Annotated in this window: 14 protein-coding genes; 7 read left to right on the top strand and 7 right to left on the bottom strand. The window is 64.2% G+C overall.

Going from position 1 to position 12,223, the window contains the following annotated elements:
* Nucleotides 1-136 precede the first annotated feature (136 nt).
* The 3 genes from ABIB99_RS38970 (at nucleotide 137) to ABIB99_RS38980 (ending at nucleotide 2,252) form a co-directional block, all read left to right on the top strand.
* Nucleotides 137-310, top strand: a complete 174-nt coding sequence (locus ABIB99_RS38970; RefSeq protein WP_193375704.1) for a hypothetical protein — start codon at nucleotides 137-139, stop codon at nucleotides 308-310.
* Between the two features lie 233 nt (nucleotides 311-543).
* Nucleotides 544-1,275: a 4'-phosphopantetheinyl transferase family protein gene (locus tag ABIB99_RS38975; RefSeq protein ID WP_014497649.1), complete on the top strand. Its 732-nt coding sequence runs from the start codon at nucleotides 544-546 to the stop codon at nucleotides 1,273-1,275.
* Nucleotides 1,272-2,252, top strand: coding sequence for an LLM class flavin-dependent oxidoreductase (locus ABIB99_RS38980; protein WP_354181051.1), 981 nt, complete (start codon nucleotides 1,272-1,274; stop codon nucleotides 2,250-2,252). The genes ABIB99_RS38975 and ABIB99_RS38980 overlap by 4 nt, the downstream gene beginning before the upstream one ends.
* Here ABIB99_RS38980 and ABIB99_RS38985 read toward each other — a convergent pair.
* Genes ABIB99_RS38985 through ABIB99_RS38995 form a run of 3 tightly spaced genes read right to left on the bottom strand, consistent with a single transcriptional unit; the run spans nucleotide 2,249 to nucleotide 5,254 of the window.
* Entirely contained in the window at nucleotides 2,249-3,088 is an 840-nt protein-coding gene (locus ABIB99_RS38985) for an ABC transporter ATP-binding protein (RefSeq protein ID WP_354181053.1), read from the bottom strand. The genes ABIB99_RS38980 and ABIB99_RS38985 overlap by 4 nt on opposite strands.
* Nucleotides 3,085-3,885 carry an ABC transporter permease gene (locus ABIB99_RS38990; RefSeq protein WP_063985374.1) on the bottom strand — a complete coding sequence of 267 codons (801 nt, stop codon included), beginning with the start codon at nucleotides 3,883-3,885 and terminating at the stop codon, nucleotides 3,085-3,087. The genes ABIB99_RS38985 and ABIB99_RS38990 overlap by 4 nt, the downstream gene beginning before the upstream one ends.
* A 4-nt stretch (nucleotides 3,886-3,889) precedes the next feature.
* A complete protein-coding gene (locus tag ABIB99_RS38995) occupies nucleotides 3,890-5,254 on the bottom strand; it encodes an ABC transporter substrate-binding protein (RefSeq protein WP_187388095.1) in 1,365 nt (454 codons plus the stop codon).
* Nucleotides 5,255-5,273: 19 nt separating this feature from the next.
* On the opposite strand from ABIB99_RS38995, the gene ABIB99_RS39000 reads away from it, so the two are divergent.
* Entirely contained in the window at nucleotides 5,274-5,528 is a 255-nt protein-coding gene (locus ABIB99_RS39000) for a hypothetical protein (protein ID WP_187387811.1), read from the top strand.
* A gap of 87 nt (nucleotides 5,529-5,615) precedes the next feature.
* Nucleotides 5,616-6,455: a Crp/Fnr family transcriptional regulator gene (locus ABIB99_RS39005; RefSeq protein ID WP_371496430.1), complete on the top strand. Its 840-nt coding sequence runs from the start codon at nucleotides 5,616-5,618 to the stop codon at nucleotides 6,453-6,455.
* A 116-nt stretch (nucleotides 6,456-6,571) separates the two neighbouring features.
* Here the strand turns inward: ABIB99_RS39005 and ABIB99_RS39010 are convergent, their stop codons facing one another.
* The 3 genes from ABIB99_RS39010 to ABIB99_RS39020 form a co-directional block, all read right to left on the bottom strand.
* A complete protein-coding gene (locus ABIB99_RS39010; protein WP_063985375.1) occupies nucleotides 6,572-7,597 on the bottom strand; it encodes a histone deacetylase family protein in 1,026 nt (341 codons plus the stop codon).
* Nucleotides 7,598-7,725: 128 nt separating this feature from the next.
* On the bottom strand, nucleotides 7,726-8,667 hold the full coding sequence (locus ABIB99_RS39015; protein WP_354181056.1) for an SMP-30/gluconolactonase/LRE family protein: 942 nt from the start codon (nucleotides 8,665-8,667) through the stop codon (nucleotides 7,726-7,728).
* Nucleotides 8,624-10,690: a PQQ-dependent sugar dehydrogenase gene (locus ABIB99_RS39020; RefSeq protein ID WP_063986673.1), complete on the bottom strand. Its 2,067-nt coding sequence runs from the start codon at nucleotides 10,688-10,690 to the stop codon at nucleotides 8,624-8,626. The genes ABIB99_RS39015 and ABIB99_RS39020 overlap by 44 nt, the downstream gene beginning before the upstream one ends.
* A gap of 207 nt (nucleotides 10,691-10,897) precedes the next feature.
* On the opposite strand from ABIB99_RS39020, the gene ABIB99_RS39025 reads away from it, so the two are divergent.
* Complete coding sequence (locus tag ABIB99_RS39025) at nucleotides 10,898-11,131, top strand: DUF6894 family protein (protein ID WP_014497658.1); 234 nt, start codon at nucleotides 10,898-10,900, stop codon at nucleotides 11,129-11,131.
* A gap of 9 nt (nucleotides 11,132-11,140) precedes the next feature.
* Nucleotides 11,141-11,317: a hypothetical protein gene (locus ABIB99_RS39030; RefSeq protein WP_187387812.1), complete on the top strand. Its 177-nt coding sequence runs from the start codon at nucleotides 11,141-11,143 to the stop codon at nucleotides 11,315-11,317.
* 21 nt (nucleotides 11,318-11,338) lie between these two features.
* On the opposite strand, the gene ABIB99_RS39035 is transcribed toward ABIB99_RS39030, so the two are convergent.
* Nucleotides 11,339-12,112, bottom strand: a complete 774-nt coding sequence (locus ABIB99_RS39035; protein WP_063985377.1) for an enoyl-CoA hydratase-related protein — start codon at nucleotides 12,110-12,112, stop codon at nucleotides 11,339-11,341.
* Nucleotides 12,113-12,223 lie beyond the last annotated feature (111 nt).

The raw sequence follows: 12,223 nt of genomic DNA on the forward strand, positions 1-12,223 counted from the left end.
GTGCGGGCCGGGAGAACACAGGTTCACTCGCCAAAGCTGTGAATGACCAAGTTGCATCTTGATTATTTGGCGCCAGCGCGCAAGATTATTCCCTCGATTTGATTTGGACGATTATTTTCAACCGGGGGAGTATGTTATGGGTTTCATCAAATTTACCAAGGGTACCTCGTTGAGCGACAAGGACCGCAAGGCCCTGCAAAAGCTGCTGGGCGCCGAGAAGAAGAAGCTCCAGTCCGCGCTCAAGGATGTCGATGCCAGCCTTTCGATGCTGGGCGGAGCGAAGAAAGCCAAGAAGAAGAAGAAGAAGTAAGGATCGTCGGCCGGGACGCCGCACGAATCCTCAGGCTTCACTTTCCGGATATGGGCCGCTCGCTTGTCGAGTTGGGGTCTCGCACAAGCTTGCGCCTGTAAACCGGCCTGCAAATCGACAAGAAATTGCCCGGGTGGACCGTTAGAAGCGGTCCGCTCAGTTGATTCTTGCTCAGTTGATTCTTCCGTCAGGGCCGGAGACTTGGCCTCCGCCTGACGCCATGGGCCTTATTGATGGCAGACGACAGAATTGAACTGTTTGTCGGACTGATCGAGACCATTGACGCTCCGGGCGCAGTCGATGCGTGCCGACGCCTGCTTTCGGTCGACGAACGGATCCGCGCCGACCGCTTCATGTTCGAGCGGCATCGGCGGCAGTATATCTTCGCGCACGCGATGCTGCGCCTGGCGCTGTCGCAGGCCGCACCGAACGTCGCACCCACCGATTGGTCCTTCGGGGCCGGCCGATACGGGCGTCCGTTTGTCGCGGCGCCCGCGACCTCGACCGCGCTGCATTTCAGCCTGTCCCATGCCGATGGCTGCGTTGCCTGCGTCGTGTCCGGGCATGAGACCGTCGGCGTCGACGTCGAAACCGTGTCACGGCGGGTCGCGCCACTGTCCACCGCGCTTCGCTTCTTTGCGCCGGAGGAGGTCGAAACGTTGCGCGGACTGCCGGAGCCCGCCGCGATCGAGCGCTTTTTCGACTATTGGACGCTCAAGGAGGCCTATCTGAAGGCAAGGGGGTTTGGGCTCAATCTGCCGCTCGACGCTTTCGCGATGCAGGTGTCCCGGGAGGCCATCGAGATCAGCTTCAAGCCCGATATCGCCGACGATCCGCATGCATGGCGCTTCTCGCTGTGCTCGCCGTCGCCCTCGCATCGCCTCGCGATCGCCGACGGCTCCCGTGCGCACGGCGGCCTTCCCATCACCCGCAATTCCTGGCCGTTCCAGGAAGCGGCTGAATGACGCCCCCGCGGCTGCGCGTCTTTCCCGCGATCTCGCGCAACCGCGATCCCAAGAAATATGTCGGCGAGCTGATGCGGGTGGCACAGTTCGCCGACCGCAACGGCTTCGAAGGCATCCTGCTGTTCGAAGGCAACGACGTGTTCGTCGAGCCCTGGGCGATGGCCCAGCACATCATGGGTGAGACTACGCGAAGCTCGCCGCTGATCGCGGTCAATCCGGTCTACATGCACCCGTTCGCCGCGGCAAAATTCGTCTCGTCCTTTGCGCAGCTCCACGGCCGCAAGGTCTATCTCAACATGATCACGGGGACCGCGGTCAGCGATTTGCAGGGGCTGGGCGACGAGCAGTCGCATGCGGACCGCTACGTCCGGCTCGGCGAATTCGTCGCGCTGATGCGCCAATTGCTGGAAAGCCCCCGCCCGGTGAATTTCGAGGGCCGGTTCTACCGCGCAAGCAATCTGCAACTTCGCCCGCGCCTGCCGGCGGAGCTGATGCCGGAATTCCTGGTCGCGGGCCAGTCGGAGGCGGCGCAGCGCGTGGCGAAGGAGACCGGCTGCATCAAGATGCAGATGCTGCCGCCCGATCTCGATCGCGGCCTCGATGCGCCCGGAATGAACTTTGGCATCTTCGCCCGCGAGGGACGCGACGAGGCACGGCAAGCCGCGAAGGCACGCTTCCGCGACAATCCCGATGATCGCGAGCTGCTCGCGCTCACCGTGGAGAACAGCGATTCCGTGTGGAAGCGGCGGCTCTATGACGGCCAGAGCGGCGAGCTCGCGGACAACGGTTACTGGCTGCTGCCGTTCCTCACCTTCCAGGCCGACTGCCCCTATCTCGTCGGCAGCTACGCCGAGATCGGCGCAAAGCTGAGGGATTTTGCGGCTAAGGGCCTGACCACGATCATGCTCGACATGGTCGCCGACGAGGCCGAGATGCAGCACGTCCGTAAGGCGCTCGCGGCGAGCGGGATGTTCTAGGACGTCACGCCGAGCGGACTGAGCCGTGCCAGCGGCTCGCTGCCTTCCGGCCGTCGCAAGAGCTGCATGACATGCCGCTTCAGGCGCACGAATTCGGGTTCGGTGACGAGATCGTGGCTCCGCGGCCGCGCAAACGGCAGCACGATGTCCTCGATCACCCGGCCGGGTCTTGCGCTCATCACGACGATGCGATCGGCGAGGAACAATGCCTCGTCGATGTCGTGGGTGACGAAGACCGTGGTGGTCGGGATCTTGCTCCAGATGTCGAGCAGGACCTCCTGCATCATGCCGCGCGTCTGCGCGTCGAGCGCGCTGAAGGGCTCGTCCATCAGCAGCACCCGCGGCTGGTTGATCAGGACTCGCGCGATTTCCACGCGCTGCTGCATACCGCCCGACAATTGCGCGGGATAGAACGCCTCGAAGCCGGAAAGGCCGACCAGCTTCAGGATCGCGTCGGCGGCGCGGTCGCGCTCCCTCCTCGCGAGACCCCGCATCTTCGGGCCGAAGGCGACATTGTCACGCACCCGCTTCCAGGGAAACAGCGTGTGCTGCTGAAACACCATGCCCCGGTCCGGGCTCGGGCTCTGGACCTGCTGGCCGTCGACCGTGAGACGGCCAGCCGTGATCGGCAAATGCCCGGCCAGCGCGCCGAGCAGCGTGGATTTTCCGCAGCCGGAGGGACCGAGGATGCAGACGAGCTCGCCCGGCGCAATCGCGACATCGAGACCGCTGACCGCTTCGAATGCATCGCCGCCCGATCCGAGCGAAATCGAGACATCGGCGAAGTCGATCCGACCGACGCTGTTCGTGCCGATATCCGCGACCCGGATGTTCATCGCGCCACCTTCGGGCTACGCCAGGGCATCAGAAGCCGCCCGGCCGTCGTCAGCAGCCAGCTCGATCCCATGCCGAGCAGGCCGATGATCAGCATGCCGACGATGATGTCGGCGTAGTTCTGGAGCGTGTAGGCTTCCCAAGTGTAATAGCCGATGCCGAACTGGCCTGAGATCATCTCCGCGGTGACGAGGCAGAACCACGAGGTGCCCATGCCGATTGCAAGCCCGGTGACGATGCTGGGCGCGGCGTCCGGCAGCACGACCTCCCTCAGGATCGCCAACTCCCCCGCGCCGAGGCTGCGGGCGGAGGCAACCAGCCGGCGGTCGACATTCGCGACACCGTGGACGGTGTTCAGCACGATCGGAAACAAGGCACCGATGAAGGTGATGTAGATCATCGAGAGTTCGGACGACGGAAAGATCAGGATCGACAGCGGTATCCATGCCACCGCCGGTATCGGCCGCAGCAATTCCAGCGGCGGCAGCAAAAGATCGCTCGCGGCGCGTGACCGGCCGATGGCAAAACCAAGGATCACGCCGATCACGACCGCCGCCCCGTAGCCCGCGAACACCCGCCAGAGGCTACTGGTGATATGTGCCGTCAATTTCGGCGAACGAAACAGGGCGAGCGCGGATTGAGCGACCTCGACCGGCGGCGGCACGTTGCGGAAGGTCACGATCCCCAGATTGAGATGCGTGGTCGAAGCGACCTGCCAAAGGGCGATGCAGGCCAGGATCGAAAGGCCGCGGACCATCCAGCGGATGCCCGCAGGTCGCGCCGGGATAGCGGTGGCCATCGCCTCACCGGCTCGCGACGAGGGACTCGCGCGCGGCCGCGAAGTCGAGCACCGCGCCACCGTTCTTCTTCGACCAGCCCTCGGCCGCCTGCTTGAGCAGGAACGCGCTCAGCTCGCCCTTGGACGACCGCACGAACCAGGCCTGGTTTGCAAACAGCTTGATGCCGCTCTCGCGATCCTGAGCGTAGACGACGCGGATGGTCTTGCCGTCCTTCTCGAGGCCGGCGAGCGCCTTGAGCGCGTTCTCGGGCGAGGCATAGTGGCGTACATGAGCCTCGTCCTTGACCCAGATCTGCGCGACGCGGCTGAAGTCGCTGATCTGGTCGCCCGTTGCGGCGTCCTTGGCACGAAGCGGAAGCTGCGCGTAGTTCTTCAGTTCGGAGTCGTAATCGCGTCCCGCCTGCGCCGCCGCGATACGGATGAACTTGTCGGTCACGAACTGGTTGATATCGAGATCACTGTCCGCGCGCTTGAGCAGCTTCAGCGTCTTGATCGAGGTTGCGACCGCCTGGCGGTACTCCGGCTTCCAGGTCACATCGCGGGTCTGGAGACCGAGCGGTCCGTGAAAGAGGTAGTCGACCTCCGCCTCGATGCCGGTCACCTTCGCGATCAGTTCGCTGTACTTCTCCGGCTCTTCCGCGATCAGGCGATCCGCTTCCAGCGCTGCGCGCAGATAGGCGACGACGATCTCGGGATATTTCTCGGCATAATCGGCATCGACCAGCCCGCCGTGGAATGTCGGGGCATTGGCCTGCGCGCCGTCAAAGATCTTGCGCGCGAAGCCGCGCCACGGGAACAGTTCGGCGAACGGAACGAAGTCGGCATGCGCCTCGATCTTGCCGGCCTGCAAGGCCGGCCCCGCAACCTCCGGCGCCTGCGTGATGATGTTGACGTCGGTCTCGGGATTCCAGCCCTTGGCCTCGATCGCGCGGAGCAGCATGCCGTGCGAGGTCGAGGCGAAGGGAACCGAGATGGTCTTGCCCTTGAGCTCATCGAGCGATTGCACCGGCGAGCTCGACGGCACCACGATGCCGTTGCCACTGCCCTTGGTGCTGCCGGACAGCACGCTGATGAAGAGGCTACGGCGTCCGGCCTTCTGGAACGCCACGCCGTTCAGCGAGCCCGGAAAGTCAGCCATCGCGCCGAAATCGAGCTTGCCTGCGACCATCTCGTTGGTGAGCGGCGCGCCGCTCGTAAAATTCTTCCACTGGATGTCGTAGGTGACATCCTTGTACTTGCCGTCATGTGGCAGAAATTTCTCAAGCAGCTTGAGCTCGCGAATGAGCAGTCCGCCGGTCGCGCAATTGATCGTCGTGTCCTGCGTCCCGACTGCCACACGGATCGTCTCCGCCTGGGTCGGCGCGAACATCGCAACAGTGATGGCCACAATGGCCACACTGAATCTCAAAGAGCTGAATTCGATCATCGAACTGTCCTCGGGAGGCCGGGCGCGTGCCGGCGGCAACGCTGGCCGGCACTATCGAAGGCGCGGCGCAACGCTTGAAGCAATTACTTGCGTCGCTGTCGCAGGACGTTCGCGTCATGATTCCGTCGCGCAACGACGCAAAGGATTTTCTCAGGACGGAGCCATGGACAGAGGAATCGTTTCGCTGCCGGTCGCCGCACACATCAAGCTTTGCTAAGTGATTTGGAACGATCGCAAAGAGATGGACATCGCACCACCGCCGCACTTACCTATTCGCAAGCCCCTGGAGAGCTGACGGATTGCGATGACCATACTCAAGGAAGCTGCCGCGACCGAGCCTGCCGCTTTCGCCGACCGGCCTCATGCAGGCGTTCCGTTCGACTGGACCGACCACAAGAAGACGCGGCGGGTCCGCAGCACACGCGCGAGGCCCGCAAGCTCGGCGCTGTTCATGAGCGAGACGATCGACGGGCTGAATGCCGGCGCGCATTTCCTCGACCGTTTGTCCGCGTCGGAGCAGGCGCGCGTGCACGCGGCCGGCCGCATCATCACGGTGCCGCAGGGCGAAATGGTATTCAGCCAGGGCGATGGCCACGACGGCATCTTCATCATCCGCCGCGGACAGGTGCGGGTCTACTACACCGCGCCGTCGGGCCGCGAGATCACGCTCGCCTATTGGACGCCGGGACATTTCATTGGAGGCCCCGAGATATCCGGCGGTGGCATTCACATGTGGTCGGGCATCGCCATCGAGGCCTGCGAGATTACGACACTCTCCGGCCCCGCGCTTGAGAAGCTGTTGACCAGCATGCCGAGCTTCGCGCTGGCGCTGATCGACGGCCTCATCGCCAAGGGCAAATGCTACTCCTCGATGGCGCAGATCCTCGGTACGCGATCGGTGATCGAACGGCTGGCGCAATTCCTGCTCACGCTGTCGGAATTGCATGGCACGGCCGACGGCGACACCATCGTCATCAACCGCAAGATCACCCATGACCAGATCGCGGCCATGGTGGGCTCGACCCGGCAATGGGTGACGATGATGCTGAAGCGTTTCCAGAACCGCCGCATCATCGCCATCGACGGCAGCACCATCCAGATCAGGCGGATCGACCTGCTGGAGCAGATTTTGTTCAAGGATTAGGCGCGGCGGGTTGTCTCCGTGCGCACGGTGACAGTCGAACTCGCGGAGAGTCCCCCTCACCCGGAATTTGCTTACGCAAATTCCGACCTCTCCCCGCAAGCGGGGAGAGGTAAACTTCACCGCGCCTCTTCAAACCCGGCCAGCACCGAGGTCAGGTTCGCGCCCAGAATATCCGAGAGATAGCCGCCCTCCTGCACGAACACGGTCGGCAGGCCCAGCTTCGCGATCGCCTGGCCGATGCGGCGGAAGCCCGGCGTGGTGACGGCGAGGCCCTTCAGTGGATCGTGCTCGGAGGCATCGAGGCCGAGCGCGATGACGAGGGCGCCGGGTGCAAAGGATTCGATCGCCTTGCGCGCGACATCCATCGCCTGGATGTAGCCGTCGTCACCGGTGCCGATGGCCAGGGGGATGTTGAGATTGGCGCCGAGGCCGGGTCCTTCGCCGCGCTCATGCGCGTAGCCCCACACATAAGGATAGTACGCGATGGGGTCAGCGTGGATCGACACCGTGTAGACGTCAGGGCGTGCGTAGAAGATTCCTTGCGTGCCGTTGCCATGATGGACGTCGACGTCCAGGATCACGACGCGCTCATGCTTGAGCCGCAGATGCGCGGCTGCGATCGCGCTGTTATTGAGGAAACAGAAGCCGCCGGCCATGTCGCGGTAGGCGTGATGGCCGGGCGGACGGCAGAGTGCATAGGTCGCATCCTCGCCGTCCATCACCATCTGCGCTGCCGTGACCGCAACATCGGTGGCAGCGCAGGCCGCGGCCCAGGTGCCGGGACCGATCGGCGCCGCGGTGTCGGCGGTGTGCCAGCCGAGCTTGCCGACGATATGAGTGGGATAGGTCGCGGCATGACGCACGGGATGGATGTTGCCGATCATCTCCGGGCCGGAATCGCCGAGCGCGGTCCAGGCGTCCCAGGCTTCGCTGAGGAACGACAGATATTCCGGGCTGTGAATCCGCGCACGCGGCCCCTGCCCGAATGTCGTCGGTTCGACCAGCTGATGCTTGCCGTCTTTCAACCCCTTGAGCAGGCGATCGGCGCGCTCGGGCTGCTCCGTGGTGCGCTTGACGACACCGCGAACCAGGAAGAATTGCGGATCGTGGCTGCGATGCAGTTCGGTATGGACGGCTTTCACTCAAACACTCCGTGGTCGCGTTGACGGTGCCCACAGATGTCTAAATGCCTGCGGCGGCCAGATGCAAGCAAGAAGAATGCCGCCGCTTTGGTGCTGCTCTGCGCCGGAGGCAGACCGCCCGTGATGCTCTAGCAGCGCCCGCGCTGGAGGCAGTGCTCGCGGCCCTGCTGGTCGGTGCGGAAGGACTCGACGAAGCCGCCCTGACGCTGGGTGACGAAGACGGTCTTGCCGTCGCTGCCGCCGAAGGCGAGATTGGTCGGCTCCTTGCCCTTCAGCGCGATCTCCCGCTCGACCGCACCATTGGGCTTCATCAGCGCGATGGTGCCCTTGAGGATGCGCGCGACATAGAGACGGCCGGCGACGTCGGTGCGCAGGCCGTCGACGGTGTCGGGCTGGAAGGCTTTGACGAGTTTTGCGCCGGTGAGCTCGTTACCGCGGACGGTGTAGGACCAGATTTCGCCGCTGCTGGATTCCCCGACATAGAGCGTCTCGCCGTCAGGGCTGAGGTCGATGCCGTTGGTGGTGCCCATCGCGCGCGGCGCGGGCATCACCTGCCCCTGCACCGTGCCGTCCGCAGATTTGGCGATGCGCCAGATGTGGCCTTCCCTGCCTTTCCAGTTCGGATCGCTCGCATAGATCGTGCCGTCGCGCGCGACCGTGATGTCGTTGGGCTGGTTCATCTCGTCGGAATGAAACCAGACGACGGGCTCGCTCGCGCCCTTCGGGATCGCGAAGATGTTGTGCTTCTTGTAGTCGGCGATGAACATGGTGCCGTCACGCGCAAAGCGGATGGCGTTGCCGACGCTGCCCGCGGGCAGTGCCGTAAACTGCTCCGAAGCCGCGCCGCCCACCGGCAGCTTGCCGATGGTGCCGGGCTTGCCAAAGTTGACCACGAAGAGATTGCCGTCGAGATCGGCCGCCGGCCCTTCGATGCCGAAGGTGTATTCGCCCGACGGCGTCACCTGCACGCTTTCGAACAGCTTTGTTTCAGCATGGGCCGGCGATGCCGCGATGACGAGAAGGAGGCTACTGCACAGGCACCAGAAATTCCTGCCGAATGTAATAGCCATCGTCGTCGCTGCACTCGCCATTCAGATAGGGATCGGCAGGCCGGAAGAATCGGCTGAAGCCGGGTTTGTCTACAGCGCTCCTTTGTGTCACGACAACGACCTTGCCGGCCGGTATTTCGCCGCATTCCTTGTTGGTCTTGCCAAAGAACTTGCGCTGCGGCGGGCCGGACTTGATCCGCATCCGCGTGCCCGGAACCATTTTCGCAACCAGCAGGTCCGCGGTATCGAGCAGGCGCGTGTAGCCAGGTTCGGTCCTGGGCAGGCTTTCGCCGCCCGGCGGCATCAGCTTCTCGGCGCCGATACCGCGCAGCCGCGTGCGCAGCTTCCCGGAGTCTGGATCGCCCGGATAGATCCAGCCGTCCTGCGACAGCATGAAGCGCAGCACCGTCGCGTCCTTTTCCGCATCCGATTGCCCTGCCTTCAGGCCGAAATCCGAGTGGCAGCCGACGCAGTGCTTTTCGACGAGCCCCTTGCGCAGCGTGGTGAGCCGGACACTGTTCTGCGCGTCTTTGGCGACGAAGGCCGCGAGCTGGTCGATCATCGCCTGGCTGCGCATGTCGCAAGGCAACGGCGGCGGATCGCCAGCAGCGCGATCGATGCGGATTACCGTCTGGTTCTTGTCCTCGACCAGCCAGATTGCGCCGTCCTCTGCGACCGTCATGCCGACGGGCGCTCCTTGCGGCCGCGCGCCGTTGACGCGGTGCCAGCCTGCGATCAGTTCGTCGAATGGCGCGGCGGCGACTTCTCCGGCGTCGGTCTGAAAGCTGTGGGTCGGATCTGCCGCGCAACTGACGTGGTAACGCACCGGCGCCGGGGCGGGCTTCGGGAAGCCATGGTCGTCGACGTCATAGAAGAGGACGCGGCTGCCGGTCGGACGATAGCCGTGCAGGCCGACTAGCAGCTTGCCTTCCAGCTCCGGGAATTTCGCGCCGTGATAATAGAGCATCGCCAGCGGCGCGCCGTGCGGCGGCATCAGAGAGAACGGTGCCTTGTAGAGCGCATTGGCCGTGCAGAGCGACCTGTAGACCCCGGATTGCAGCACGGGCTTGAATTCGGGGCTCGGCGTCGACAGGTCGTAGCAATAAGGCCAGCCATAATGCCTGCCCTGCTCGATCGCGTTGATCTCCTCGTTCGGCTTGAAGATGTCGGGCAGATCGCGGCCGTTCTCGCCCTGCAGGAAGGCGTAACCAGGATCGGGAAAATTCGGATGCAGCGCCAGCGCCATCGAGTTGCGCAGGCCGCGCGCATAGACGGTGTGCGGCGGGTCGGGATCGGCCGGCTTCAGCGCCGGGAAGATGCCGCCTGCGGGCGGTGTGAACAGCCAGATCGAGGCCATCGCGGACGCGCCCTCGGCCGCCGCGCATGGTTTTGTGATCGGCGCCGACGTGATGCAGTCGTCGCTGTGCGAGCCGACATTGACGAACAGCCGCCCGTTCCCGTCAAAGGCGAACTGCTTGAGCGGATGGGCACTCTCGTCGAGCCTGGTGCCGTCAGGCAATGTGATCCGGCGGCCGGGCATGTGCCGGATGATGGTCTCGACCGTGCTGCGGGGATTGTCGGCGAGCGGATCGAACCGGAAGATCGTCTCCGCGGTCGAGGCGTACAGCTTCTTGTCCGGGCCAATCACGAGACCGAACGGATATTCGATTGCGGTCAGCAGCTCCTTGAACCGCTGCCCCTGCGGCGCATGCGGATCGAGCAGCAGCAGCCGTCCATCGGTGTGGCCCCAGCCCCCCATGTCGGCGACCACGAACAGGTCACGGCCTGGCACCTGGATGATCGAGCGCGGAAATTTCAGGCGATCCTCTTCGCTGGCGACGAGACCGGCGCAGAATCCCGCCTTCATGTCGATCTGGATTCTGGGAAAGGCGAGATCGCCGCTGCCACAGGTTTCCGTGCCGATCGCGTAGCCGCTTTTCCTCACCGGCTCGGAGGAGGCTCCCGGGGCAAGACCGAACAGCGCTCCGGCGACGATCGCCGCAAACAAGCTTCGGCGTTCATGCCAGAATGTGAGCTGGTTCACGGCGATCCCCCGGACTTTCGGTCCAAAGTTGTTCCATGCCATGGGAACGCCGTCCAGTTGATCATCACCCCCCTGTGATCAAACCCGCTCGGGCCTTCGCAGCGACCAATCTCCGTAGATTCCCTTACCGGGCTCGCCCCGAATGTTTCGCGAAGGCCTCGGGTGGTATCGATTTGCCATCCCAGTCGCTCCCGACAGGAGACGCATATGGTCCAGGTCTATTTTCACTGCTCCAACACCGAAGGCACGCTGATCGATCGCAGCGGCACCGCGGTGGCCAGCCTGACCGAGGCGCGTGACCGTGCGGCCCAGATCATGCACTCGATGATCTACACCCCGGGTGCCGAAGACTGGCGCGACTGGGTGATCCATGTCAGCGGCTCCGACGGCGAGGAGATCTTCGACCTTCCCTTCACCGCCATGCTCGGCAAGCCGCATTGAGGTGATGCCGTGCTGTTCGCTTCATTAACCCTGCTCTGCCAGCCCCTCAACTTCGTCGCCACCAAGTGGCAGAAGCTGGTGCGGATCGCAGGCAACCCCTACCGCCCCGAACTTCACTACATGCGCGGGCCTGGCCCGAAATGGCACGCCAAATATCAGGCCAGCCGGCTGGACCGCGGGCTCTGAGCGCAGTCCGCGGCTGCTCCTCTACTTCCCCGTAAACTTCGCCTTGCGCTTCTCGACGAAGGCGGTGCGGCCTTCGATGGCGTCGGCGCTCTTGCGGATCGTGGCCTGAACCTCGATCTCGCGGCGGAACTGCGCCTCGTAAGCCGCATGCTCGCTCTCCTCGACAAGCGCACGCGTTGCGACCAAAGCGCGCGTCGGGCCGTCCGCCAAACGGCGCGCCAGGACCAGCGCCTCGTCCATCAGCTTCGCGTCGTCGACGACCTGCCGCACCAGGCCGATCTCCTGCGCACGTTCGGCCGTCAGGGGCTCGTTCAGCAACATCAGCTCGAGCGCGCGCTGCCGACCGACCAGCCGCGGCAACAGCCAGGTCGAACCGAGATCGGGCACCAGGGCGATCCGGCTGAACACCTGGATGAAGCTCGCCGACCGCGCCGCAACAATCATGTCGCCGGCCATCGCAAGGCTGAAGCCGCCGCCGGCCGCGACGCCGTTGACGGCGACCACGACAGGCACGCGGCATTCGCGCAACGCCTTGAACGCGGGCCAGTAGAACCGCATCACGCCGGCGGCGATGTCCTCGCCCAGCGCTTCCGATGCCTTCAAATTCTGTCCTGAGCAAAATCCGCGCCCCGCGCCGGTGAGGATCAGTGCGCGAATGCCCTCATCCCCAGTCATCTCGGCGACGGCGGCGGCGAGCGCGCCGAGCAGGTCCGGCGTCATCGCGTTCAGACTCGCCGGCTCGTCGAGCGTCAAGATCCCAACCGCGCCATCCCGCGCCTGTTTCACACCTGCCATGTCTCGTCTCCCTTTGGATTTTCTCGTTGGCGGCAATGTGCCATCCTTCGCACGCCCCGCCAATGCTGCAGCTTCCGCGTGAAGCCAGAACAACCGAATCCAGAGATCAAG

This window comes from Bradyrhizobium sp. LA6.1 (assembly GCF_040547805.1).
In the GTDB taxonomy this organism is placed as follows: Bacteria; Pseudomonadota; Alphaproteobacteria; order Rhizobiales; family Xanthobacteraceae; genus Bradyrhizobium; species Bradyrhizobium barranii.